At 65.3% G+C, this 23646-nt stretch carries 26 protein-coding genes; 3 read left to right on the top strand and 23 right to left on the bottom strand.

Features of this window, described 5'->3' with window-relative positions; all coding sequences use genetic code 11:
• Positions 1–119: 119 nt before the first annotated feature.
• The 10 genes from N0B28_RS01700 to ubiE form a co-directional block, all read right to left on the bottom strand.
• Positions 120–2036, bottom strand: coding sequence for a methyl-accepting chemotaxis protein (locus tag N0B28_RS01700; RefSeq protein ID WP_058541640.1), 1917 nt, complete (start codon positions 2034–2036; stop codon positions 120–122).
• 139 nt (positions 2037–2175) lie between these two features.
• Positions 2176–2883, bottom strand: a complete 708-nt coding sequence (locus N0B28_RS01705; protein WP_043862166.1) for a 16S rRNA (uracil(1498)-N(3))-methyltransferase — start codon at positions 2881–2883, stop codon at positions 2176–2178.
• Positions 2880–3665, bottom strand: coding sequence for a twin-arginine translocase subunit TatC (gene tatC / locus N0B28_RS01710; RefSeq protein WP_043862165.1), 786 nt, complete (start codon positions 3663–3665; stop codon positions 2880–2882). The genes N0B28_RS01705 and tatC overlap by 4 nt, the downstream gene beginning before the upstream one ends.
• On the bottom strand, positions 3662–4078 hold the full coding sequence (gene tatB / locus N0B28_RS01715; RefSeq protein ID WP_043862164.1) for a Sec-independent protein translocase protein TatB: 417 nt from the start codon (positions 4076–4078) through the stop codon (positions 3662–3664). The genes tatC and tatB overlap by 4 nt, the downstream gene beginning before the upstream one ends.
• 4 nt (positions 4079–4082) lie before the next feature.
• Positions 4083–4352 carry a twin-arginine translocase TatA/TatE family subunit gene (locus tag N0B28_RS01720; RefSeq protein WP_043862163.1) on the bottom strand — a complete coding sequence of 90 codons (270 nt, stop codon included), beginning with the start codon at positions 4350–4352 and terminating at the stop codon, positions 4083–4085.
• Positions 4353–4375: 23 nt separating this feature from the next.
• A complete protein-coding gene (locus N0B28_RS01725; protein ID WP_043862162.1) occupies positions 4376–4711 on the bottom strand; it encodes a phosphoribosyl-ATP diphosphatase in 336 nt (111 codons plus the stop codon).
• A gap of 1 nt (position 4712) precedes the next feature.
• Positions 4713–5105 carry a phosphoribosyl-AMP cyclohydrolase gene (gene hisI / locus N0B28_RS01730; protein ID WP_043862161.1) on the bottom strand — a complete coding sequence of 131 codons (393 nt, stop codon included), beginning with the start codon at positions 5103–5105 and terminating at the stop codon, positions 4713–4715.
• A 72-nt stretch (positions 5106–5177) separates the two neighbouring features.
• On the bottom strand, positions 5178–6782 hold the full coding sequence (gene ubiB, locus N0B28_RS01735; RefSeq protein WP_043862160.1) for a ubiquinone biosynthesis regulatory protein kinase UbiB: 1605 nt from the start codon (positions 6780–6782) through the stop codon (positions 5178–5180).
• Positions 6779–7402, bottom strand: a complete 624-nt coding sequence (locus tag N0B28_RS01740) for an SCP2 sterol-binding domain-containing protein (RefSeq protein ID WP_043862159.1) — start codon at positions 7400–7402, stop codon at positions 6779–6781. Before N0B28_RS01740 ends, ubiB begins: the two co-directional genes overlap by 4 nt.
• Positions 7402–8172: a bifunctional demethylmenaquinone methyltransferase/2-methoxy-6-polyprenyl-1,4-benzoquinol methylase UbiE gene (gene ubiE / locus N0B28_RS01745; RefSeq protein ID WP_043862158.1), complete on the bottom strand. Its 771-nt coding sequence runs from the start codon at positions 8170–8172 to the stop codon at positions 7402–7404. The genes N0B28_RS01740 and ubiE overlap by 1 nt, the downstream gene beginning before the upstream one ends.
• A 125-nt stretch (positions 8173–8297) precedes the next feature.
• Here ubiE and N0B28_RS01750 point away from each other — a divergent pair, with 125 nt between their 5' ends.
• The 3 genes from N0B28_RS01750 to N0B28_RS01760 all read left to right on the top strand — a co-directional run bounded on the left by N0B28_RS01750 (position 8298) and on the right by N0B28_RS01760 (position 9990).
• On the top strand, positions 8298–8573 hold the full coding sequence (locus N0B28_RS01750) for a polyhydroxyalkanoic acid system family protein (protein ID WP_043862157.1): 276 nt from the start codon (positions 8298–8300) through the stop codon (positions 8571–8573).
• A gap of 198 nt (positions 8574–8771) precedes the next feature.
• Entirely contained in the window at positions 8772–9194 is a 423-nt protein-coding gene (locus N0B28_RS01755) for a phasin family protein (protein ID WP_043862156.1), read from the top strand.
• Between the two features lie 10 nt (positions 9195–9204).
• Positions 9205–9990 carry a phasin family protein gene (locus tag N0B28_RS01760; RefSeq protein WP_210013900.1) on the top strand — a complete coding sequence of 262 codons (786 nt, stop codon included), beginning with the start codon at positions 9205–9207 and terminating at the stop codon, positions 9988–9990.
• Between the two features lie 142 nt (positions 9991–10132).
• Here N0B28_RS01760 and N0B28_RS01765 read toward each other — a convergent pair whose 3' ends face one another.
• The 13 genes from N0B28_RS01765 to N0B28_RS01825 form a co-directional block, all read right to left on the bottom strand.
• Positions 10133–10747 (bottom strand): TetR/AcrR family transcriptional regulator, encoded by a 615-nt coding sequence (locus N0B28_RS01765; RefSeq protein ID WP_043862154.1) that lies wholly within the window; start codon positions 10745–10747, stop codon positions 10133–10135.
• 13 nt (positions 10748–10760) lie between these two features.
• Positions 10761–12443, bottom strand: coding sequence for a class II poly(R)-hydroxyalkanoic acid synthase (gene phaC, locus N0B28_RS01770; protein ID WP_078479839.1), 1683 nt, complete (start codon positions 12441–12443; stop codon positions 10761–10763).
• 117 nt (positions 12444–12560) lie between these two features.
• Positions 12561–13412: a poly(3-hydroxyalkanoate) depolymerase gene (gene phaZ / locus N0B28_RS01775; protein WP_043862152.1), complete on the bottom strand. Its 852-nt coding sequence runs from the start codon at positions 13410–13412 to the stop codon at positions 12561–12563.
• A gap of 57 nt (positions 13413–13469) precedes the next feature.
• Positions 13470–15149: a class II poly(R)-hydroxyalkanoic acid synthase gene (gene phaC, locus N0B28_RS01780; protein ID WP_043862151.1), complete on the bottom strand. Its 1680-nt coding sequence runs from the start codon at positions 15147–15149 to the stop codon at positions 13470–13472.
• Positions 15150–15499: 350 nt separating this feature from the next.
• A complete protein-coding gene (locus tag N0B28_RS01785; RefSeq protein ID WP_043862150.1) occupies positions 15500–15877 on the bottom strand; it encodes a DUF971 domain-containing protein in 378 nt (125 codons plus the stop codon).
• Between the two features lie 94 nt (positions 15878–15971).
• The gene (hslU, locus tag N0B28_RS01790) at positions 15972–17309 is read right to left on the bottom strand and encodes an ATP-dependent protease ATPase subunit HslU (protein WP_054915767.1); all 1338 of its coding nucleotides are present in this window, start codon (positions 17307–17309) and stop codon (positions 15972–15974) included.
• A gap of 76 nt (positions 17310–17385) precedes the next feature.
• Entirely contained in the window at positions 17386–17916 is a 531-nt protein-coding gene (gene hslV, locus N0B28_RS01795; protein WP_028945572.1) for an ATP-dependent protease subunit HslV, read from the bottom strand.
• Between the two features lie 143 nt (positions 17917–18059).
• Complete coding sequence (locus N0B28_RS01800) at positions 18060–19331, bottom strand: dihydroorotase (protein ID WP_043862148.1); 1272 nt, start codon at positions 19329–19331, stop codon at positions 18060–18062.
• Positions 19328–20332, bottom strand: coding sequence for an aspartate carbamoyltransferase catalytic subunit (locus tag N0B28_RS01805; RefSeq protein ID WP_043862147.1), 1005 nt, complete (start codon positions 20330–20332; stop codon positions 19328–19330). Before N0B28_RS01805 ends, N0B28_RS01800 begins: the two co-directional genes overlap by 4 nt.
• A gap of 12 nt (positions 20333–20344) precedes the next feature.
• Entirely contained in the window at positions 20345–20863 is a 519-nt protein-coding gene (gene pyrR, locus N0B28_RS01810; RefSeq protein WP_054915766.1) for a bifunctional pyr operon transcriptional regulator/uracil phosphoribosyltransferase PyrR, read from the bottom strand.
• 59 nt (positions 20864–20922) lie between these two features.
• A complete protein-coding gene (gene ruvX, locus N0B28_RS01815; protein WP_058541633.1) occupies positions 20923–21357 on the bottom strand; it encodes a Holliday junction resolvase RuvX in 435 nt (144 codons plus the stop codon).
• Positions 21357–21926, bottom strand: coding sequence for a YqgE/AlgH family protein (locus N0B28_RS01820; RefSeq protein ID WP_043862144.1), 570 nt, complete (start codon positions 21924–21926; stop codon positions 21357–21359). Before N0B28_RS01820 ends, ruvX begins: the two co-directional genes overlap by 1 nt.
• Positions 21927–22707: 781 nt before the next feature.
• The gene (locus N0B28_RS01825; RefSeq protein WP_043862143.1) at positions 22708–23613 is read right to left on the bottom strand and encodes an energy transducer TonB; all 906 of its coding nucleotides are present in this window, start codon (positions 23611–23613) and stop codon (positions 22708–22710) included.
• Positions 23614–23646 lie beyond the last annotated feature (33 nt).

The following is a 23646-nucleotide window of genomic DNA, read 5'->3' on the forward strand; positions in this document are numbered from 1 at the left end:
TCGGCTGGAGCGCCAAGGTCTGGACCTGCAAACGCTGTAGGACTTTTCGCTATTTGTTCGACGGCCACAGGGGGCCGGACACCGGCAGCGATCAACGCCGCTGCCGGCAGGGCGGGGGGTTACAGGCTGAAGCGGGCGACCAGGGTCTGCAGGTGGGTGCCCAGGCGCGCCAGCTCGACGCTGGAGGCGGCGGTCTCTTCGCTGGCGGCGCTGGTCTGGTCGGACACATCGCGCACCGTCATCACGCTACGGTTGATCTCTTCGGCCACTGCGCTCTGCTGCTCGGCAGCGGCGGCGATCTGCTGGTTCATGGCCTGGATCGAGGACACGGTGCGGGTAATGGTTTCCAGTGAGGTGCCGGCGCGGCGGGTCAGCTCGACGCTGCTGCCGGTCAGGCTGCGGCTGTTGTCCATCACCGTGGCGACCTGCTGGGTGCCGTTCTGCAGGCCGGCAATCAGCTCCTCGATCTCTTCGGTCGATTGCTGTGTGCGCTGGGCCAGGCTGCGCACTTCATCGGCAACCACCGCGAAACCGCGCCCGGCCTCGCCGGCACGAGCGGCCTCGATGGCGGCGTTGAGGGCCAGCAGGTTGGTCTGCTGGGCCACCGACTTGATCACGTCGAGCACGCTGCCGATCTTGGCGCTTTCGGCCTTGAGCTGACCCATGGCTTCGCTGGAGTGTTCCACCTCGGCGGCCAGGCGCTCGATCTGGTCGATGGCCTCGCCCACCACGCGGTCGCCTTCGCGGGCCTGCTGGTCGGCCATCTGCGCCGCCTCCGAGGCCTCTTCGGCGTTGCGCGCCACTTCCTGCACGGTGGCGGCCATCTCGTTCATGGCAGTGGCCACCTGGTCGGTCTCGACCTTTTGATTGTTGACCCCGGCGCTGGTCTGCTCGGTGACGGCCGAGAGCTGCTCGGCGGCGCTGGCGATCTGGGTGACACCATCGCCGATACCGCCGATCAGCTGGCGCAGGTTCACGGTCATGCGCTGCATGCTGTGCTGCAACTGGCCGAGTTCGTCGCTGCGCTCCACGCGCAGGTCGTGGCGCAGGTCGCCGCTGGCGATGCGGTCCACGGCGCCGAGGGTGTGGCGCAGGGGCACGACGATCTGGCGGGTGATGGCCCACGAGGCGAGGATGCCGAAGAACAGCGCCAGCGCCGTGGCCAGGGCCAGCATCGACTGGGCGTGCTGCGATTCGTCGTCGCGCAGTTGTGTGAGGCTGCGGCTCATCTGCTGGCTCAGGTCGATCAGCAGCGTGCCCTGTTCGGCCATGTGCTGCAGGGCCGCGTCATTGGCGGCCTGGGACAGGCTGAACTGCTCCACCGCGTTGCGGTAGGTGGCCAGCGCCTGGGTGGCGGCGGCCAGGGCATCGGCATGCTCGGCCGGCACCTTGGCCGGCAGGCTGCGGATGACGCTCAGGGCCTGGTCGATGGCCTGCAGGGCGGTCTGCTGCAGTTCGGCCTGCCCGCTGAAGATGTAGCCACGCACGTGGAAGCGGGCCTGCAACATCAGCGCCTTGGCCTGCACGGCGCTGTTGAAGGTCTGGATATCGCCGCCTTGCAGCAGCCCGCGCTCTACCTGATCCAGCGATGCAGCGGTCTTTTCCGCGCTGCTGCTCATGGTCGCACGGCTGGCCTCGCGGGCCTGGGCCGCCTGCTTGAGGTCGGCGAAGGCGCGCTGGTACTGGGTAACCGCCTCGTTCTGGCGTTGCAGGCGGTCGCCGTTTTCGCTGGGCGGTATGTGCTGTTCCACGTTCTTGAGCTGGCGATCCAGCTCTACCAGGGCGTTCTCTACCGCGTCGGCGCTGGCAGCATCGCGTTTGTGCTCATAGGTCTGGCGGGCGATGCGCAGGTCCTGGGTGATCTGGTGAATCCGGGAAATCTCGCCCAGGGTGTCGCCGCGCTGGGTGACACCGTTGAGCCCCTGCCAACCGGTGAGTGCGATCAGCAGGGTCAGCAGCAACACGGTGCCGAAGCCGATGCCGAGTTTGAGCGTGACGCTAAAATTGCCCAGATGGTGGGCGAACCAACGGTACATGGGGTGACTCCATTGCGGTCAGGCGGGGGCGGATGCGTGGTCTGTGGCCAATGCATCGGCCTGGGGTCACAAAACTGAAGGTGTGTGTGAAAGGCGTCGCCGTCAAGGCCGGGTCCTACGCACAGCAGCGGACGCGGTGCTAGAACAACCGCGCCAGCAGGGCGGTGACCGCCGTCTCCACGCGCAGGATGCGCTCGCCCAGCTGTACCGGGTTCAGCCCGGCCTTGCCCAGCAGCTCGACCTCATACGGGATCCAGCCACCTTCCGGGCCGATCGCCAGGGTCACCGGCTCGGTCAATGCGCGCGGGCAGGGCGGGTGGTTGCCAGGGTGGCCGACCAGGCCCAGGGTACCCTCGGCAATCGCTGGCAGGCGATCTTCGACGAAGGGCTTGAAGCGCTTCTCGATCACCACCTCGGGCAGCACGGTGTCGCGCGCCTGCTCCAGGCCCAGCACCAGTTGCTCGCGTATTGCCGCAGGCTCCAGGAAGGGGGTTTGCCAGAAGCTCTTCTCGACCCGGTAGCTGTTGACCAGGATGAGCTTGCCCACGCCCATGGTGGCCACGGTCTGGAACACCCGGCGCAGCATCTTCGGGCGCGGCAGGGCCAGCACCAGGGTCAGCGGCAGCTTGGCCGGCGGCGGCTGGGTGAACTCGACCGACAGTTCGGCTTCATGGCCCTCCAGGCGCAGCACCACGGCCTGCCCCATCAGCCCCCCCAGGCGTCCCACGCGCAGGGTGTCGCCCACCGCCACGCGGTGGATCTCCTGCATGTGGGTAAAGCGCCGGTCGCCCAGCACCACACGGTCGGCCGCGACGAAGTCGGCCTCCTCGAGCAGCAGCAGGTTCACGGCTGGGTGGCTGGCGGCTGGTCGTCAGGCTCGTCGGCCTGCACCGGGGCACTGCGCTTGCGGATCAGCCCGCCGAACAGCACGCCGACTTCGAACAGCAACCACATCGGCACGGCCAGCAGGGTCTGCGAGAAGATGTCCGGCGGGGTCAGCACCATGCCGACCACGAAGCAGCCGATGATGACGTAGGGGCGGATCTTCTTCAGGTACTTCACGTCGACCACGCCGATCCACACCAGCAGGATCACCGCCACCGGGATCTCGAAGGCCACGCCGAAGGCGAAGAACAGGGTCATGACGAAGTCGAGGTAGCTGGCGATGTCGGTCATCATCGACACGCCTTCGGGCGTGGCGCTGGCGAAGAAACCGAAGATCAGCGGGAATACCAGGAAGTACGCGAAGGCCATGCCGGCATAGAACAGGAAGATGCTCGACACCAGCAACGGCACTGCGATGCGTTTTTCATGGCGGTACAGGCCGGGGGCGATGAACCCCCAGATCTGGTGCAGGATCACCGGGATCGCCAGGAACAGCGAGACGATCATGGTCAGCTTGAATGGCGTGAGGAACGGCGAGGCCACGTCGGTGGCGATCATCGTGGCGTTGGCCGGCAGGTGGGCGCGCAACGGTGCCGAGACCAGGGTGTAGATCTGCTGGGCGAAGGCGAACAGGCCGGCGAAGATCACGAAGATGACCGCGACGCAGCGCAACAGGCGCGTGCGCAGCTCGGTAAGGTGCGAGACCAGCGGCATCGGCTGGTCGTTTTCCGGGATTTCGCTCATGGGGCTCGCGGCGGCTGTGTCGGTTCGGTGGGCGGTGCTGCTTCGACGGCAGGTGCAGGTGCAGGTGTCGGTGCAGTCACAGGTTCTGGTGCAGGCGCCGGCGCAGCCTCGGTGGCGGTGGCGGCTGGCTCCGCGCCGGGGGTGTGCGCCGGATCGGGCTGTACCGATTGCGGGTTGAGGATGCGCCGGGCTTCCTGCTCCATGGAGAGGATGTGCTCGTTGTGCAGCTGACGCCGGATATCGTCGGCACCGATCTCGCGCTCCACCTCGTTCTTGATCGCGTTGAAGCTGCGTTTCAGTCGGCCGATCCACAGCCCGGCGGTACGTGCAGCGCCCGGCAGGCGCTCGGGGCCGAGCACCAGCAGGGCCACCAGGCCGACAAGCAACAACTCACTGAAGCTGATCCCGAACATGTGTTCACTCTTTCCTGGTCGGCTCTTCGACCTTGTGCGCCTGGCCATCGAAGGTCTGCGGCTGGTTCAGCGGTGCAGCGGCGGGCGGCGGGGTTGGCTGGGCAGGCTGTACGGTGGGCTGCTCCGGCTTGTCTTCCTCTTCGTTCATGGCCTTCTTGAAGCCCTTGATCGATTCGCCCAGGTCGCTGCCCAGGTTTTTCAGTTTCTTGGTACCGAACACCAGTACAACCACCACCAGCAGGACGATCCAGTGTTTCCAGTCAAAAATACCCATGGTGCAATCCTCGATTGAATTCGTTAGGCCGACGGCTGGCGGGCGGCCTTCTCGTCGTGCCCGGACAGGCCGAAGCGGCGGTCCAGTTCGTCCAGCACGGCCTGCGGGTGCTGGCCCAGGGCGGCGAGCATGACCATGCTATGGAACCACAGGTCGGCGGTCTCGTAGATGACATCGCTGCATTCGCCACTGACGGCGGCGTCCTTGGCGGCGATGATGGTCTCGACCGATTCCTCGCCGACCTTTTCCAGGATCTTGTTCAGGCCCTTGTGGTACAGGCTGGCCACGTACGAGGTGTCGGGGGCCGCGCCCTTGCGCGATTCGAGCACTTCGGCCAGGCGGATCAGGGTGTCGCTCATGTCAGTGTCCTGCGCTGTAGATGGCATGCGGGTCTTTGAGTACCGGGTCGACGGTCTTCCACGCGCCGTTCTCGTACACGCGGTAGAAGCAGCTTTCACGGCCGGTATGGCAGGCGATGTGGCCCAGTTGCTCGACCATCAGGATGATCACGTCGGCGTCGCAGTCCAGGCGCATTTCATGCAGCTTCTGTACGTGGCCGGACTCCTCGCCCTTGCGCCACAGTTTGCCACGCGAACGCGACCAGTAGATGGCGCGCTGCTCGGCGGCAGTCAGGCTCAGGGCCTCGCGGTTCATCCAGGCCATCATCAGCACGCGCCCGGTCTTGTGGTCCTGGGCGATCGCCGGTACCAGGCCATCGCTGTTCCAGTTGATCTCGTCCAGCCAGTCTTTCATGTTCGACTCCAAAATAGGCCACGGTCCCGCACCGATGCCACCTGCTAGTGTGCCAGCCACGCAGCAGGCTGGCTATCGGCGCACGATCAGGTAAAGGCCCCCGGCCAGCATCAGCCAGGCCGGCCAGGCTGCCGGGGCGCTGAGGCTCACGGCACCTGCGGCGAGGGTTGCACCGCCCGCCAGCAGGCCGGCACCGAGCAGGCGCAGGGCCCAGCGATCGCGCTGCTGCCAGGGTGGCGGCGGGTCGTTCAGGTGCGGTTGCGACATGCGTTCGAGCAGGTCGCGGGTCATGCCGGCCAGGTGCGGCAGTTGCTCGACCTGGCTGTGCAGGTTCTGCAGCACGTTTTTCGGGCTGACCCGCTCGCGCATCCAGCGCTCCAGAAATGGCTGGGCGGTGCTCCACAGGTCCAGGTCAGGGTACAGCTGACGGCCCAGGCCCTCGATGTTGAGCAGGGTCTTCTGCAGCAGCACCAGTTGCGGCTGCACTTCCATGTTGAAGCGCCGCGCGGTCTGGAACAGGCGCATCAGCACCTGGCCGAAGGAAATATCCTTTAACGGTTTTTCGAAGATCGGCTCGCACACTGTGCGGATCGCTGCTTCGAATTCGTTGAGCTTGGTCTGCGCCGGTACCCAGCCCGAGTCGATGTGCAACTGGGCCACGCGACGGTAGTCACGCTTGAAGAAGGCGAACAGGTTGCGTGCCAGGTAGTCCTGGTCCTCGGGGGTGAGGCTGCCCACGATGCCGCAGTCGATCGCGATGTACTGCGGGCTCCACGGCTTGACGGTGCTGACGAAGATGTTGCCCGGGTGCATGTCGGCGTGGAAGAAGCTGTCGCGAAACACCTGGGTGAAGAAGATCTCGACGCCGCGCTCGGCCAGCAGCTTCATGTCGGTGCGCTGGTCGGCCAGGGTGGCAAGGTCAGTGACCTGCACGCCATAGATGCGCTCCATCACCAGCACCTTGGGCCGGCACAGGTCCCAGTACACCTGGGGCACGTACATCATCTCCGAGCCTTCGAAGTTGCGTCGCAGCTGGCTGGCGTTGGCCGCCTCGCGCAGCAGGTCGAGCTCGTCGTAGATGGTCTTCTCGTAATCGTTGACCACCTCGACCGGGTGCAGCAGGCGGGCATCGGCCGACACCCGCTCGGCGCCGCGGGCGATCAGGAACAGCCAGGCCAGGTCCTGCGCGATGATCGGCTTGAGGCCTGGGCGCACCACCTTGACCACCACCTCCTCGCCGCTCTTGAGGCGCGCCGCGTGCACCTGGGCCACCGAGGCCGAGGCCAGCGGTTCGACGTCGAAGCGGCTGAAGATCTCGCCCACCTTGGCGCCGAGCTGCGATTCGATCAGCGCCACGGCCTTTTGCGGGTCGAAGGGCGGCACGCGGTCCTGCAACAGCATCAGCTCGTCGGCGATGTCGGCGGGCAGCAGGTCGCGGCGGGTGGAGAGCAACTGGCCGAACTTGATGAAGATCGGGCCCAGGTCCTGCAGCGCCAGGCGCAGGCGCGCGCCACGGCTCAGGGGCGACGGCTTGCGCGGTAGCCAGCGCCAGGGCATGGCGAAGCGCAGGGTCATCAGCCACCAGGGCAGGGGCAGGTCGAACAGCAGGTCATCGAGACGGTAGCGGATCACGACGCGCTGGATGCGCAACAGACGGCGGACGGCAAGCAGCTTCATGCGTTATCGCTGGATTCAAGGGATCGGGCAAGGCGCGCAATGCGTGCCTCGAGGCGTTCTACATCGATTTTCAGGGCATCGAGCTCGGCGAAGCGCGCTTCGGCCTCGCGCTGGCCGACCAGGGTGCGGGCCTCTTCGGCCAGGTATTCGCCAAGGTTCTGGTTGAGGCTGGCCAGGCCCTGGCGGGTCCAGCGCGCGCGGCTGCGCAGGTGGCCGCCGATCAGTTGGGTGGCGACCGGGCCGAGCCAGCGCGAGAGTTCGTACTCCCAATCCAGCTCCAGGTCCTGCAGCACGCCGACCAGGTCGAGCAGCACCGCGCTGTCGCCTTCGAGTTCCACCTGCGGGCTGTGCAGCACCGCCGGCTTGTCCTGGCTCAGGGCCAGTTGCAGCAGGCTGCTGGCCGGCGCACGCAGGGTGCAGTCGGCCTCGGTTTCCCAGTGGCTGGCGAGCATCAGGCCTTCATCGCCGGGCAGGATGTACAGCTGCAGCGCCGGCTGGCGGCAGTCGATGGCAATGATCTTGCCCTCGAGCGCAGCCAGGCGCGGCAGCGCAGTGCTGTCCATGCGCAACACACGGTTGAGACCGTGTTCGACGCTGGCGAGCAGCCCGGCCAGCAACATCAGGGCTTGATACCGCGGTGCAGGGCCACGATACCGCTGGTCATGTTGTGGTAGGTGACACGGTCGAAACCGGCGTCGACCATCATGGCCTTGAGGGTTTCCTGGTCGGGGTGCATGCGGATCGATTCGGCGAGGTAGCGGTAGCTGTCCGCGTCGTTGGTGATCAGCTTGCCGGCCAGCGGCATGAAGGCGAACGAGTAGGCATCGTAGACCTTGGACATCAGCTTGTTGGTCGGCTTGGAGAACTCCAGCACCAGCAGGCGGCCGCCCGGCTTGAGCACGCGCAGCATCGAGCGGATCGCGTCGTCCTTGTGGGTCACGTTGCGCAGGCCGAAGGCGATGGTCACGCAGTCGAAATGGTTGTCGGGGAAGGGCAGCTTCTCGGCGTCGGCCTGGACGAACTCGATGTTGCCGGCCACGCCCTTGTCGAGCAGGCGGTCACGACCGACCTTGAGCATCGAGGCGTTGATGTCGGCCAGTACCACCTGGCCGGTGGGGCCGACCAGCTGCGAGAACTTGCGCGCCAGGTCGCCGGTGCCGCCGGCGATGTCGAGCACGCGGTTGCCAGGGCGCACGCCCGACAGCTCGATGGTGAAGCGCTTCCACAGGCGGTGCATGCCGCCGGAGAGCACATCGTTCATCAGGTCGTACTTGGCGGCCACCGAGTGAAAGACTTCGGCGACTTTCTCGGCCTTCTGACTTTCGGGGACATCCTTGTAGCCGAAGTGGGTGGTGGGTTCGGCGTGTTCGCCTTTGCGCTGGTCGTTCATATCGCTTCACCGGAAAAAATTACTGGCCATTCTAGGGCGTGCGGCTGCATTTGTCTTGGCGGGGTGTGTCGCAGGCGGAGGCAGGGGCATAATGGGAGTATGCCCTTCTAGCCAGGATTGATTGAATGACCCAGATCAGCGTCGAACGCAAACACAGCCTGGGGCGCGCAGCGGCCCGGGAAAAGGCCGAAGCCCTGGTGGACAAGCTGACCCGCGAGTACGACCTCAAGGCGCAGTGGAACGGTGACCGGGTCGAGGTCAGGCGCAGCGGTGCCAATGGCAGCATCGATATCGGCGACGACAGCATCCGGGTGGAGTTGAAGCTCGGGATGATGCTGTCGATGATGGGCGGCACGATCAAGGCCGAGATCGAGAGGGCCCTGGACAAGGCCCTGGCCTGAAACCGCTGTAGAGGGTCAAGTGGCCCCGCAGGTTCACTGCAGGCCCTGTGGGCGCGGGCTTGACCCGCGACAGGGGCCTTCGCTGCACAGCAAATCCTGCCCTTAGGGTGAGGATTCTAATTTTTCCCCCTACCTTTGTGCCCAAGCCCAACTTTCACGGGCGTAACTCCATTTCCGTTCAAGCGTGAGGTGCAGAGCATGGCCAAAGTGACCCTGAAGAAAATCGACGACGCCCCGGGCAAGGCCCTGGGCGAGGTGCGCGGCTACGCGCGCAAGATCTGGCTGGCAGGCCTGGGGGCCTACACCCGGGTCGGGCAGGAGGGTGCCGAGTACCTGAAGGAGCTGGTCAAGGCCGGCGAAACCGTGGAGAAAAAAGGCAAGAAACGCCTCGACCACGAACTCGATGCCGCCAACAGCGAGATCCAGTCCGCCAGGCAGGAACTGGGCAGCGTGAAGGGCAAGGTCGAAGTTCAGCTGGATAAAATCGAAAAGGCTTTCGACACACGGGTCGCCAGCGCCTTGAATCGCATCGGCATTCCGTCTAAACATGACGTGGAGGCACTTTCTGCCAAGCTCGAAGAGCTGACGCTGTTGCTCGATCGTGTCGCACGCAAACAATAAGGAGAGCGGGATGGCTGGCAAAAAGACAACTGAGAAAGAGAGCAGCTCCTGGGTCGGGGGGATCGAAAAGTATTCCCGCAAGATCTGGCTGGCTGGTTTGGGTATCTACTCCAAGATCGATCAGGACGGCAGCAAGCTTTTCGAAACCCTGGTCAAGGACGGTGAGAAAGCTGAAAAGCAGGCCAAGGGCAGCGTCAACTCGGCCAAGGCCAGTGCCAAGTCTGCGACCTCGCGCGTAGGCGACGTGAAAGACCGCGCACTGGGCAAGTGGAGCGAACTCGAAGAGGCTTTCGACAAGCGCCTGAACAGTGCCATCTCGCGCCTGGGCGTGCCCAGCCGCAATGAGGTCAAGGCACTGCACCAGCAGGTCGACACCCTGACCAAGCAGATCGAGAAACTGACCGGTGCCTCGGTCAAGTCGGTCTCGGCCAAGGCGCCGGCCAAGCCACTGGCCAAGGCAGCACCGAAAGCGGCGGCCAAGCCTGTGGCCAAAACTGCGGCGGCCAAACCAGCAGCGGCCAAGCCAGCAGCCAAGCCGGCCGCGGCGAAAACCGCAGCCGCCAAGCCTGCAGCGAAAGCGGCGGCCAAACCTGCCGCAAAACCTGCCGCCAAGCCGGCAGCAGCGAAAAAGCCAGCGGTGAAGAAAGCCCCGGCCAAGCCTGCTGCAGCCAAGCCCGCAGCGGCCAAACCGGCAGCGCCAAGTGCCAGTGCGGCACCGGCGCCAAGCCCGGCGGCCACTGCGGCGCCAGCCGCGTCGGCAGCACCAGCACCTTCGAGCCCGGCCAGCCAGGCCTGACTCGAGGTAGCTGTACAGAAAACGCCCGGCCTGTGTGCCGGGCGTTTTTATGTGCAGTGCCTGTGCTGGCCTCATCGCCGGCAAGGCCGGCTCCTACAGGTAGCGCGCCGTCTGTAGGAGCCGGCCTTGCCGACGAAACTCTTCAGCCTTCCAGGTACCTCAAGGCCAACTGCTCCGCCGCCAGGCGTGACTCCACCTCAAGGTGCGGCGCCACCAGCATCATCACCTGGTACACCACGATCCCGACCTCGCCCTCGCGCGCCAGAATCCGCTGGTAGTCCAGCGAGAACAGCAAGGTCATGCTGATCTGCTCCACCAGTTGCCCCAGTGCGCGGGTATCGCTGGTCACCTGCCCATGCGCCTTGAGGCTCGCCAGCAATGCCGCCAGCGTGCGCTTGAGCGCATTGAGCAGGGTGCGCATGCCCCGCGCCAGCTTGGGCAGGCGCCCGGTAAGGTTGGACAGGTCCTGGAACAGAAAGCGGTACTGCGCCATGCGCTCCACGATCAGGTGCAGGAACAGCCAGTAGTCCTCGGCATCCAGGCGTACCTCCAGGGGCGGGTCGAGCAGGGGCGTCAGCTCCTCCTCGAAACGCTCGAACAGGCCCAGCACCAGCGGCTCCTTGCCGTGGAAGTGGTAGTACAGGTTGCCCGGGCTGATGCCCATCTCGTTGGCGATTTCCAGCGTCGAGACATTCGGCTCGCCCTGACGATTGAACAGGTGCAGGGCGCACTCCAGGATACGGTCGCGGGTCTTCATCCGTTCTTCTTGCTCAGCGCACCAGCACGTAGGTGCCGGGTGCGGGGTCCATGGGAGGGTAATTGGCGCTGCCCAACGACAGGCGGGTTTCGCGCTGCGCACCGGAGCGCGCCTGTATCCAGTCGAGCCACTGCGGCCACCAGCTGCCCTCGACCTTCTGCGCATCGTGGTACCAGGCCCGCGGGTCGCTGCTCAGCCTGGGGTTCTCGACAAAATGCGCCTTGGGGTGGCCCGGTGGGTTGAGGATGCTCTGCACATGCCCGCTGTTGGCCAGCACGAAGCGCCGCTCGCCGCCCAGCAGCAGGGCCGAGCGGTACACCGCGTCCCACGGGGTGATGTGGTCGTTGCTGCCGGCCACGTGGAAGCTGTCCACCGTGACCTTGTGCAGGTCGATCGGCGTGCCGCATACCTCGAGGCCGTCGGCGTGCGTCAGCGGGTTGAATTTGAAGAAGTCCAGCAGATCGCCGTGCAGCGCGGCCGGCAGGCGGCTGTTGTCGTTGTTCCAGTACAGGATGTCGAATGCCGGGGGCGCCTTGCCCAGCAGGTAGTTGTTGACGAAGTAGTTCCAGATCAGGTCGTTGGGGCGCATCCAGGCGAACACCCGTGCCATCTCGCGGCCCTCCAGCACGCCCTGCTGGTAGGAGCGGCGCTTGGCCGCCTCCAGGGTCTGCTCGTCGGCGAACAGGCTGGCGGGGCTGTCGAACTGGCTGTCGAGCAGGCTGACCAGGTAGGTGGCGCTGTGCACCCGGCGCATCTGGCGCTTGGCCTGCAGGTGACCCTGCAGGGCCGCGATGGTCAACCCGCCGGCACAGGCGCCAAGCAGGTTGACGTCGCGGCTGCCGGTGATCGAGCGGCACACGTTCATGGCTTCCTCGACCGCCGCCACGTAGCTCGACAGGCCCCATTCGCGATGCCGGGCGTCGGGGTTGCGCCAGCTGATCATGAAGGTCTGCAGGCCGTTCTTGAGGGCGTACTGCACAAAGCTGTTGGTCGGGCTGAGGTCGAAGATGTAGAACTTGTTGATCTGCGGCGGCACCACCAGCAGGGGCCGGGCGTACTGTTTTTCGCTCATCGGGCGGTACTGGATCAGCTCCAGCAGCTCGTTGCGAAACACCACCGCGCCGGCGGTGCTGGCCAGGTTCCTGCCCACCTCGAAGGCGTCCGGGTTGACCTGGCGTGGCAGGCCGTCGTTGTGGCGCAGGTCGTCGAGCAGGTGGTTCAAGCCGCGCACCAGGCTCAGCCCGCCGGAGTTCAGCAGCTCCTTGACCGCCGCCGGGTTGAGCAGGGTGTTGCTGGGCGACATTGCATCGTTGAGCAGCGAGAACACGAAGTGCGCGCGGGCGCGGTCATCGTCGTCCAGCTGGCTCTCGTCGATCCACTGGCAGGTCTGCTGCTGCCAGGCCAGGTAGGCCTGCAGGCCGCGTCGGTACAGCGGGTTGAGCTGCCAGGCCGGGTCGTTGAAGCGGGTGTCGCGTGGCGAGGGCTGGTAGGGGGTATCGCCCAGCATCACGCGCCCCAGCTGGCCACCCAGCGCCAGCAGGTGGCGCGCCGTGTGCAGCGGGTGACGCAGGCCGTGGCGCCCCAGCTGGTGCACCGTCGACAGCAGGTCGCGACCGCGCAGGCCACTGATGGCGCTGCGCACGTTGAGATAGGCAGCGGGGGTCGGTACCCCGGGCTTCGCGGGCTTGTCTTTCATCCAGGCAACACTCCGTCGTCAGGCCATCAACCAATGTTTCAATGCAAGAGCGACACCAACCCGAACTGGCGCTGACATGCCCGGCGCTCCTGCCGGGGGTGCAAGCGATAGAGGTGCTCAAGCGCTCGGGGCGGGCCGTGGATGCATGACGGCGCGTTGGCGCTCCTGCTGCAGGAATTTCATGATGATCGGGGCAACGGCTTCGGCCCGGGTGATCAGGAACAAGTGACCGTCGTCGATTATGTGTAGCTGGGCATTGGGAATTCGCCAGGCCAGCAGGCGCATATTGATCAGCGGGATCAGCGGGTCGTCGTCGCCTGCCAGCACCAGGGTCGGCTGCTGGATCTTGTGCAGCCAGTGGATGCTGGTCCAGCCCATGCCGGCGAACAGCTGCCAGTAATAGCCCAGCTTGCCCGAGGAACGCACCTTGGCCGCATGCGACGCGGCCAGGTTCGGGTCGCGGCGAAAGGCCCCGCCATAGATTTCCGGGGCGATGCGGATCACGTGGGACGGCTGTATGTAGCGCCTGGGGCTGGCCATCAGCCACAGCACCCGTGGCTTGCCCGGCACCATCACCGCACCGGCGGCGGTGGCCGCCAGCACCAGCTTCTTGCAGCGCTCGGGGTAATCGTGGGCGAACTGCTGGGCCAGCGCTCCGCCCCACGACACGCCGATGGCATTGACCTGCCCGTAGTCGAGGTAGTCGAGCATGCGCGCCGTCAGCTTGGCCAGCCCGGGGAAGCGGTAGGGCCGGCGCGGTGTCGACGAACCGCCCACGCCGGGTACGTCGAAGGCGATCACTTCAAGGTCCGGGTCCAGCGCATCGATGAACGGGAACACCAGCTCCAGGTTGGCGCCGATACCGTTGAAGATCAGCAGCGGCGTGAGGTGCGGCTTGCCGGGGCGAACGGCCGTGCGGATGGACTGGCCATCGAGCTCGACGGTTCTGAAGAGGTACGGTTGCGGCATGCGCGAGCCCTGTCGTGAGTAGCAGCGCCGCCTTGCCTGTGGCGGCGCCGGGTGTTTTCAGCGTTCGTGGACGTAGGTGCCGGGCGACGCTTCGGCGCTCGGGTAGGCCTTGTTGCCCAGCTTGGCGGGTGCCGGCTTGAGTGCGCCGGAGCGCTCGGCCAGCCACGCCTGCCAGTACAGCCACCAGGAATCGGTGTGCTTGGTGGAGTTCTCCTGCCAGTCGTCGGCCTGGGCCGGCATCTCGCTGCTGGTCATGTAGCGCGACTTGGGGTTGCCCGGCGGGTTGAGGATGCTCTGGATATGCCCGCTGTTGGACAGCAGGAACTCGACCTTGCCGCCGAACAGCTGCGCCGACTTGTAGCAGGACTTCCATGGGGTGATGTGATCGTTGGTGCCGGCCACGCTGAAGATGTCGGTGGTGACCTGGCTCAGGTCGATCGGCGTGCCGCACACTTCCAGTGCACCGGGGCGCACCAGCGGGTTGTTCTTGAACATTTCGATCAGGTCGCCGTGGAAGGCGGCGGGCAGGCGCGTGGTGTCGTTGTTCCAGAACAGGATGTCGAACACCGGCGGCTCGTTGCCGAGCAGGTAGTTGTTGACCCAGTAGTTCCAGATCAGGTCGTTGGGGCGCATCCAGGCGAACACCTTGGCCATGTCGCGGCCTTCGAGCACACCGGCCTGGTAGGAATGGCGCTTGGCCGATTCCAGGGTCTGCTCGTCGACGAACAGCGCCACCTGGGTGTCGAGGGTGGTGTCGAGCACGCTCACCAGCAGGGTCAGGGCATTGACCTTCTTCTCGCCCAGTGCCGCGTAGTGGCCCACCAGCGCGGTGCAGGTGATGCCGCCGGAGCAGGCACCGAGCATGTTCAGGTCCTTGCTGCCGGTGATTGCCAGCACCACATCGACGGCCTCCTTGAGCGCATCGATATAGGTCGACAGGCCCCACTCGCGCTGGGACTTGTTGGGGTTGCGCCAGCTCACGATGAAGGTCTGCACCGTGGAGCGCAGGCAGAAGCGCGCCAGGCTCTTTTCCGGGCTGAGGTCGAAGACGTAGAACTTGTTGATCTGCGGCGGTACCACCAGCAGCGGCTTTTCGTGCACCTGCTCGGTGATCGGGCGGTACTGGATCAGCTCCAGCACGTCGTTGCGAAACACCACGGCGCCCTCGGTGGTGGCCAGGTTCTTGCCCACCTCGAAGGCGTCCATGTTGACCTGGCTGGGCATGCCGCCGTTGTGCACCATGTCCTTGGCCAGGTGCGACAGGCCGTCGAGCAGGCTCTTGCCACCGGTTTCGAAGAACCGCTTGACCGCTGCCGGGTTGGCCGCGCTGTTGGTGGGGGCCATGGCCTCGGTCATCAGGTTGATGACGAAGTGCGCGCGGCTGATGTCCTGCTCCGACAGGTTGCTGTTGCCGATCCAGTCGTGCAGTTCCTTGCGCCAGGCCAGGTAGGTCTGCAGGTAGCGGCGGTACAGCGGGTTCTGGCTCCAGGCCGGGTCGCTGAAGCGGCGGTCGTCGCCCTCCGGCTGCAGGCCGGACTTGCCGAAGATCACGTCCTTGAGCTGCAGGCCGAAATGTGCGACGTGCTTGGCACTGTGCAGCGGTTGCTTGATGGCCTGACGCAGCACCATCCGGGCCGAAGACAGCAAATCCTTTCGGCGCAGGCCAATGATGGGGCTCAGGCCCAGGGTGTTTTCAGAGGCTTGGCGCTGCAGGTCATCGTTGTTCTTGTTACTCATCTACGACGCTCCGTTGTCCTGAGACGAGTACCGGCTGGGCTGTGGGCGTTGCACAGACGAATGCCCGGTACTACTGCTCGGGTGACCAGTGATAACGAACTGCGGTCCTGCGACCGGATGCGCGACGGTGATGAGCCCTGCGGGTTTATGCGTGTGAAGACAACCTGCTTTCGCTCGCGACCTCGGCATACCGGCCAGACCCTGCATCAACCCGCCCATGCAGGGTACTTGCCATATCCATTGGTTACCCGACTTTCATGGAATGCGCAAGCCGGCCAATCGCTGGCCGGCGCACGGGCATTCAAGCAAATAGAATTAGAAAATGCGCTCTAAAACGCCGGAGTGCCGGGCTAGAGCATCAGCTTGACGATCGACTCGGAAGGGTCGCGGGATTTGCCGGCCTTGGCCAGTTCGTCGAGGTACTCGGCCCACAGCTGGTCCTGGCGCAGGCACAGCTGTTCGAGGTATTCCCAGGTGAACAGGCCGCTGTCGTGGCCGTCGTCGAAGGTGAGCTTGAGCGCGTACTGCCCGGCGGGCTCGAGCTGGCTCAGGCCGACGCCGAGCTTGCCAAATTGTAAGATCGGATTGCCGTGGCCCTGGACCTCGGCGGAAGGGGAGTGCACGCGCAGAAATTCGGCGGGCAGGTGATACACCTCGTCGGGCCCGTAGGTCAGGCTCAGGGTCTTGGAGGCTTTGTGCAGATTGATGGCGGTAGGCAGACGGGGCATGGCTATAAGGCTCTTGGGCTTCAAGCTGCAAGCTACAAGCTGCAGGAGAAGGCGTCCAGCACCTCCGGCCTGCAGCTCGCCGCTTGGCGCTGAGCTACAGAATGTAGCGCGACAGATCTTCGTTCTGTGCCAATTCGCCCAGGTGGCTGTTGACGTACTCGGCGTCGATGCGGATCGGCGCTTCGCTGTGGGCGCTGGCCAGGTCGCCGGCGCTGAACGACACCTCTTCGAGCAGGCGCTCGAGCAGTGTGTGCAGGCGACGGGCACCGATGTTCTCGGTCTTCTCGTTGACCTGCCAGGCGATCTCGGCCAGGCGCTTGATGCCGTCGGCAGCGAACTCGATGTTCAGCCCCTCGGTCTTGAGCAGCTCGCGGTACTGCTCGGTGAGCGAGGCATGCGGTTCGCTGAGGATGCGCTCGAAGTCTTCCGGGCTCAGGGCCTTGAGTTCGACACGGATCGGCAGACGACCCTGCAGCTCGGGCACCAGGTCGCTCGGCTTGCTCAGGTGGAACGCACCGGAGGCGATGAACAGGATGTGGTCGGTCTTGACCATGCCCAGCTTGGTATTGACCGTGCAACCTTCGATCAGCGGCAGCAGATCGCGCTGCACGCCTTCACGGGACACATCGGCGCCACCGACGTTGCCGCGCTTGGCTACCTTGTCGATCTCGTCGATGAACACGATACCGTGCTGCTCGACCGCCTCGAGGGCCTTGGCCTTGAGTTCTTCCTCGTTGACCAGGCGCCCGGCTTCCTCGTCGCGCACCAGCTTGAGCGCTTCCTTGACCTTGAGCTTGCGGCTCTTTTTCTTGCCCTTGCCCATGTTGGCGAACAGGTTCTGCAGCTGGTTGGTCATTTCTTCCATGCCCGGCGGCGCGGAAATGTCGACGCCGACCGCTTCGGCCACCTCGATCTCGATTTCCTTGTCGTCCAGCTGGCCTTCACGCAGGCGCTTGCGGAACAGCTGGCGGGTGTTGGAATCGCTGCTGTTGACCGGGTCTTCGTTGAAGCCGGTGCGGGCCGGAGGCAGCAGCGCATCGAGGATGCGCTCTTCGGCGGCGTCTTCGGCACGGTGGCGCACGCGCACGATCTCCTGCTCGCGCAGCAGCTTGATCGCGGCGTCGGCCAGGTCGCGGATGATCGACTCGACGTCACGGCCCACATAGCCCACTTCGGTGAACTTGGTGGCTTCGACCTTGATGAACGGCGCGTTGGCCAGCTTGGCCAGGCGACGGGCGATTTCGGTCTTGCCCACGCCGGTGGGGCCGATCATCAGGATGTTCTTGGGGGTGACTTCCACGCGCAGCTCTTCGGGCAGCTGCATGCGGCGCCAGCGGTTGCGCAGGGCGATGGCGACGGCGCGCTTGGCATCGTCCTGGCCGATGATGTGGCGGTTGAGTTCGTGGACGATTTCGCGGGGGGTCATGGACATAATGGTCGATGGTCCTGTGGGCAAGTGTTCAGCGTGGAAAAGCCCGACCGTCGGGTCGGGCGCCAGAACAGCTGAATTACTCGGCCAGGTCCTGCTCCTCGATGGTCAGGTTGTGGTTGGTGAACACGCAGATGTCGCCGGCGATGTTCAGTGCGGTCTCGGCGATTTCGCGAGCCGACAGGTCGGTTTTCTGCAGCAGGGCGCGTGCGGCGGCCTGGGCGTAGGCGCCGCCGGAACCCATGGCGATCAGGCCGTCTTCGGGTTCGACGACGTCACCGTTGCCGGTGATGATCAAGGAGGCGTCCTTGTTGGCCACGGCCAGCATGGCTTCCAGACGGCTCAGCGAGCGGTCGGTACGCCATTCCTTGGCCAGCTCGACGGCGGCGCGAATGAGGTGGCCCTGGTGTTTTTCGAGCTGGCCTTCGAAGCGCTCGAACAGGGTGAAGGCGTCGGCGGTGGCACCGGCGAAGCCGGCGATGACCTGGCCGTGGTACAGGCGACGAACCTTCTTGGCGTTGCCTTTCATCACGGTATTGCCGAGGGAAACCTGGCCGTCGCCGCCCATGACGACTTTGCCGTGGCGACGAACTGAAACGATGGTGGTCAAGGGAGAGTCTCCACGCAGCGAGGCGAAAATGCCTGATGCAGACTCATATGGGGGTGGGGGGAAAGATTTCAACCTTTGCGGCCCCTTCGCCGGCAAGCCGGCTCCTACCGGTAGGAGCCGGCCTTGCCGGCGAAGGGTTTGACTCAGGCTTCGTGGCTGATGTGCCCGTCAACCAGGGTGTAACGCACCGCACCCGGCAGGCAGTGCCCGATGAACGGGCAGTTTTCGCCCTTGGAGCGCCATTGTTCGCCAGCCACGGTCGAGGCCTGCGGGTCGAACAGCACCAGGTCTGCCGCCGCACCCACCTGCAACTGCCCGGCCGGCAGGCGCAGGGCCGCCGCAGGGCCTGCAGACAAACGCTGCAACAAGGTTGCCAGGTCGAGCAGGCCGTCCTCGACCAGTGTCATCGCCAGCGGCAGCAGCAACTCGACGCTGCTGATGCCTGGTTCGGTGGCACCGAACGGCGCCAGCTTGGCGTCGCGCTCATGCGGCTGGTGATGGCTGGAAATCGCCTGGATCACGCCCCGCTTGACCGCATCACGCAGGCCGTCGCGGTCGGCGCGGGTGCGCAGCGGCGGTTGCACGTGGTACAGGCTGGAGAAGTCGCGCAGCGCCTCGTCGGTGAGGATCAACTGGTACAGCGCCACATCCGCCGTCACCGGCAGGCCGCGGGCCTGGGCCTGTTCGATCAGCTTGGCACCCCGGGCGCTGGTCAGCTGGCTGAAGTGCGCACGCACGCCGGTCTGTTCCACCAGCAGCAGGTCGCGGGCCAGGGCCACGGTCTCGGCGGTTTCCGGAATGCCCGGCAGGCCGAGGAAGCTGGCCATCGCGCCCTCGTGGGCGAGGCCGCCCTGGGCCAGGTCGCGGTCCTGGGAATGGAAGATCACCGTCAGGTCGAAGGTGGCCGCGTAGTCCAGCGCGCGGGCCAGGGTGCGGGTGTTGGTGAAGCTGTTCAGGCCGTTGCCGAAGGCCACGCAGCCGGCATCGCGCAGGGCGATCAGCTCGGCCAGTTGCTCGCCTTCCAGGCCCTTGCTCAAGGCGCCGATCGGGTACACCTTGCTGTGCCCGGCTTCACGGGCGCGGTCCAGGATCAGCTCGGTGACTGCCGAGGTGTCGAGCACCGGCCGGGTCTGCGGCGGGCAGCACAGGCTGGTCACGCCACCGGCGGCGGCGGCGCGGGTTTCGCTGGCGATGCTGCCCTTGCGGCTGTAGCCGGGCTCGCGCAGGGCAACGCTCAGGTCGACCAGGCCGGGCGCGGCCACCAGGCCGGTGGCGTCCAGGGTACGGGCGGGCTTGAAGCCGGCCGGGGCAGCGCCGATGGCGACGATCTTGCCGGCGTCGATGTGCAGGTCGCCGACCTGGTCCAGGCCGCTGGTTGGGTCGATGACACGGGCGCCGAGGATACTCAGGCTCACTGGGCGTTCTCCTGCTCGAATTGACGTTGCGCGGTCTGCCCGCTCATGGCCATGGACAACACCGCCATGCGCACGGCGATGCCGTAGGTGACCTGGTTGAGGATCACCGAGTGGGCGCCGTCGGCCACGGCCGACTCGATTTCCACGCCACGGTTGATCGGGCCGGGGTGCATCACGATGGCATCGGGCTTGGCCCCGGCCAGGCGTGCGGTGGTCAGGCCGAACAGGCGGTAGAACTCGCCCTCGCTGGGCAGCAGGCCGCCGGTCATGCGCTCACGCTGCAGGCGCAGCATGATCACCACGTCGACGTCCTTCAGGCCTTGCTCCAGGTCGGTGTAGACCTTCACGCCGTACTGCTCGATGCCGATCGGCAGCAGGGTCTTGGGGCCGATCACGCGGATGTCCGGGCAACCCAGGGTTTTCAGCGCGAGCATGTTCGAGCGCGCCACCCGCGAGTGCAGGATGTCGCCGACGATGGCCACCGAGAGGTTCTCGAAGCCGCCCTTGTGGCGACGAATGGTCAGCATGTCGAGCATGCCCTGGGTCGGGTGCGCATGGCGCCCGTCGCCACCGTTGATGATCGCCACCTCCGGGCACACGTGCTCGGCGATGAAGTGCGCGGCGCCCGAGTCGGCGTGGCGCACTACGAACATGTCGGCGGCCATGGCTTCAAGGTTGCGCAGGGTGTCGAACAGGGTCTCGCCCTTGCTGGTGGAGGAGGTCGACACGTTCAGCGTGATCACGTCGGCCGACAGCCGCTGGGCGGCCAGTTCGAAGGTGGTGCGGGTACGCGTGGAGTTCTCGAAGAACACGTTGCACACGGTCTTGCCGCGCAGCAGCGGGACTTTCTTGACCGCACGCGCGCCGACTTCGAGAAACGAGTCGGCCGTGTCGAGAATTTCGGTCAGCAGTTCGCGGGGCAAACCGTCGAGCGAGAGGAAGTGGCGCAGCTGGCCCTGGTCATTGAGCTGCAGCGGGCGCTTGGCGTCGATTGGCGTCATCGCGGGGGACTCTTAAAGGGCGGAAGCGGAAGCGAGGTCCTGGCGCTCGAGTTCGAGCGGCGCGGGGCCGGACAATTTTACCCGTTCATGGGCTTGCAGCGACAGGGTGGCGCCCACCACGTTTGGCCGGATCGGCAGTTCGCCGGCATCCAGGTCCAGCAGACACACCAGGGTCACGCTGGCCGGGCGGCCATAGTCGAACAGTTCGTTGAGGGCGGCGCGGATGGTGCGCCCGCTCATCAGCACGTCGTCCACCAGTACCAGGTGCTGGCCTTCGATCTCGAACGGCAGCTCGGACGGGCGCACCTGCGGGTGCAGGCCGTTCTGGCTGAAGTCGTCGCGGTAGAACGACACGTCGAGGGTGCCCAGCGGCGAATCGCTGCCCAGCTCGGCCAGCAGCGCCTGGGCCACCCATACGCCGCCGGTGCGGATGCCGATGAAGCGCGGTTCGGCGATGGCGCGGCGTTGCAGGTGGGCGCGAAGGTCAACGGCCATCTGCCGGATCAGTTCGGCGGGGTTGGGTAGGCTCATGCTTGCTCCTCAAGAGGCCGGGGCAGAGAGCTGGCCCGGCGTGTAACCGATGGTCGGGTTCAGGCCTGTTCGGCGTGGGCGTCGAGCCAGCCTTGCAGCAGCAGGGCGGCGGCAATCGCGTCCACCGGGTTGTCGCGGTAGCTGCCACGCTGGCCGCCACGAGCCATGCGTTCGCCCTTGGCCTCGAAGGTGGTCAGGCGCTCGTCGTGGGTGTAGGCCGGCACGTTGAAGCGGCCGTTCAGGCGTCGGGCGAATTTCTCGGCGCGCGCGCTCATTTCGCTGGGCGTGCCGTCCATGTTCAGCGGCAGGCCGACGACTACCGCGTCGGGTTGCCATTCCTTGAACAGTTTTTCCACCTGGGCCCAGTCGGGTGCGCCGTTCTGCGCCTTCAGGGTGCACAGCTCGCGGGCCTGGCCGGTGATCACCTGGCCGACGGCGACGCCGATCTGCTTGGTGCCGTAGTCGAAGCCCAGCAGCAGTTTGAGCGCCGTCATCAGGCGTGCCCCGCCTGGCTGGTGAGCAGGCTGAGGTTGATGCCCAGGCTGGCTGCGGCGGCTTCGAGGCGTTGCTCGCAGGCCATGCCGAAGATGATCTCGGGGTCGAACGGGCAGTTGAGCCAGGCGTTGTCGGCCAGTTCCGCTTCCAGCTGCCCGGCTTCCCAGCCGGCGTAGCCCAGGGTGATCAGGCTCTGCGCCGGGCCCACGCCGTCGGCGATGGCGAACAGCACGTCCTGCGAGGTCGACAGGGCCAGCCCGTCGAGCTGGACGGTGGCCTGGAAGGTCTTGTCGTTGGTGTGCAGCACAAAACCGCGGTCGGTCTGTACCGGGCCGCCGATATGGATAGGCACGTGGATGCAGCGTGCCGGCGGCTCGGTGTCCGGGCGCAGCTGCTCGAGGATATCGGCCAGGTTCAGCTCCTGCGGGCGATTGACCACCAGCCCCATGGCACCGTTGGCATTGTGCTCGACGATGTAGGTCAGGGTGTGGGCAAAGTTCGGGTCGGCCATGTGCGGCATGGCAATCAGGAACTGATGCTTGAGGTAACTCGGGCTGAGGTTTTTCATGGGGGTTAGTGTGGCGGCGAGCGGCCACGCTGACAAGGTGCGTGTCGAGCCTGCGGGCCGATTATGCCTGTTTCTTGGCGGTGCTAATCGGCACGGGCTGCTGTGTGAGGCGCTAGTTAGGTGACCCTGCGGTTGCTGATGTCGCGGCACTGCGCTGCTTTTTGAAGCGGGTACATTTTTTTCGCGGCGACCTACAACTGGTAACTGTGTCAGGTGACAGGTGGTTTGGATCAACTCATAGTCTCACCGCAAACCGAGCATTTGGCTTATCTAAAGGAGAAGTGCAATGATCACTCGGATGTCTATCAACGAAGCAATCGGAAATTTCTTTACTAGTGAGGTAACGCTTACAGGACGCGGTGACCCCGAACGCGCTTATCTGGTCTGTGTCAGTGGGACCGGAGAATACTGCGGCGAGGGTAAGACGTACGAGAATGGGTGTTTCACAATTACCTTCAAGCCACCTGGCCCAAACCCTCACCATGGCTACCAATTTACGGTTAGGCATCTTGAAGACGATGGCACAGTAGGCAACAACCTGAACTGGTCTACTGCCGTCAACAACCCACTCGAAGGTTAATGATCTGACATGGCGAGTTGAAACTCTTCTCACTGTCTAGCAGTTGAGGCATGCCTCGCAGTTGTTGTAAGTGCTGGTCCTGCTTCAATTTCGCGACAACATTTTTTGTTGGCCAGCTTCGATAGTTTTGGTTACGAACACTCGTACTTACAGGTGTTACTTGAGCCGCTTGACGACGTCAGGCGAGTACACCTTCGGCGATCAGTTGCTCGACAACCGATCCCCACGGGCGAAGCGCCACGTTCGAACAATTTCCAGCCGATCGATATCCGACAGGTCCCCGGTAAACGGCGCAAACGGCGCCGCCAGCCTCACGATGCGCTGCGCCGCCTGGTCCAGCAGCGGCTGCCCGGAAGATTCGAGCACCAGCACCTCGTACAGCGAACCGTCATGGTTGATCGACACCAACAGGCGCAAACTGCCGTAGATCTGCTGGCGGCGGGCCTCGTCCGGGTAGTTGAGGTTGCCGATGCGCTCGACCTTCTTGCGCCATTCATCCTTGTACCAGGCGCCCTTGTCGCGCATGGTCGAAGCCGCGCTCAGGCGGTGGATGCGCGGGCGCTTGGCATACAGCTGCTGTTCGTTGGCCAGCTCCGCCTCGAGGCTGGCGATCTGGCTGGACAGGTCGGCGCTGTCGAACGTCGGTGTGGCCGCCTTGGGTTGCACCTTGGGCTGCTGCTCCTTGGGGCGGGTCTCGACCTTCTGCGGCTTGGGCCTGGTGGTGGCCACCACCGCCTTGGGCGGGGCCGGCTGGGGCGCCACTTCGGGCTTCGCGGCCGGGGGCGGCGTCACCTTGTTGATCTTGCTGTCCTGGAACGGGGCGATCTCGGTGGTCTTGGGCACTGCCTTCTTGTCCAGCGTGCCGCTGCCCTGCTGGTTGTCCTGCGCCAGGTAATCGGCCTTCTTCGGCGGTGCCTCGCTCTTGAAGGTGGCCAGGGTGATTTCCATGGTGCGGCGGATTTCTTCAGGCTTGGCGAAGGTAAACCCCAGGCCCAGGATCAGCGCCAGGTGCAGCAGCGCCGCCAGGAACAGGGTAAAGCCCAGCCGGTCCGCCGCGCGGACACGGGGCGGGGCAAAATCGGCAGGAAGGTCGGCAGGAAGCGTCATCGATTATCCAGCAGCCGGGGCAGGGCCGGCGCA

Origin of the sequence: Pseudomonas sp. SD17-1, from assembly GCF_029201585.1 — a bacterium.
GTDB lineage: Bacteria > Pseudomonadota > Gammaproteobacteria > Pseudomonadales > Pseudomonadaceae > Aquipseudomonas > Aquipseudomonas palmensis.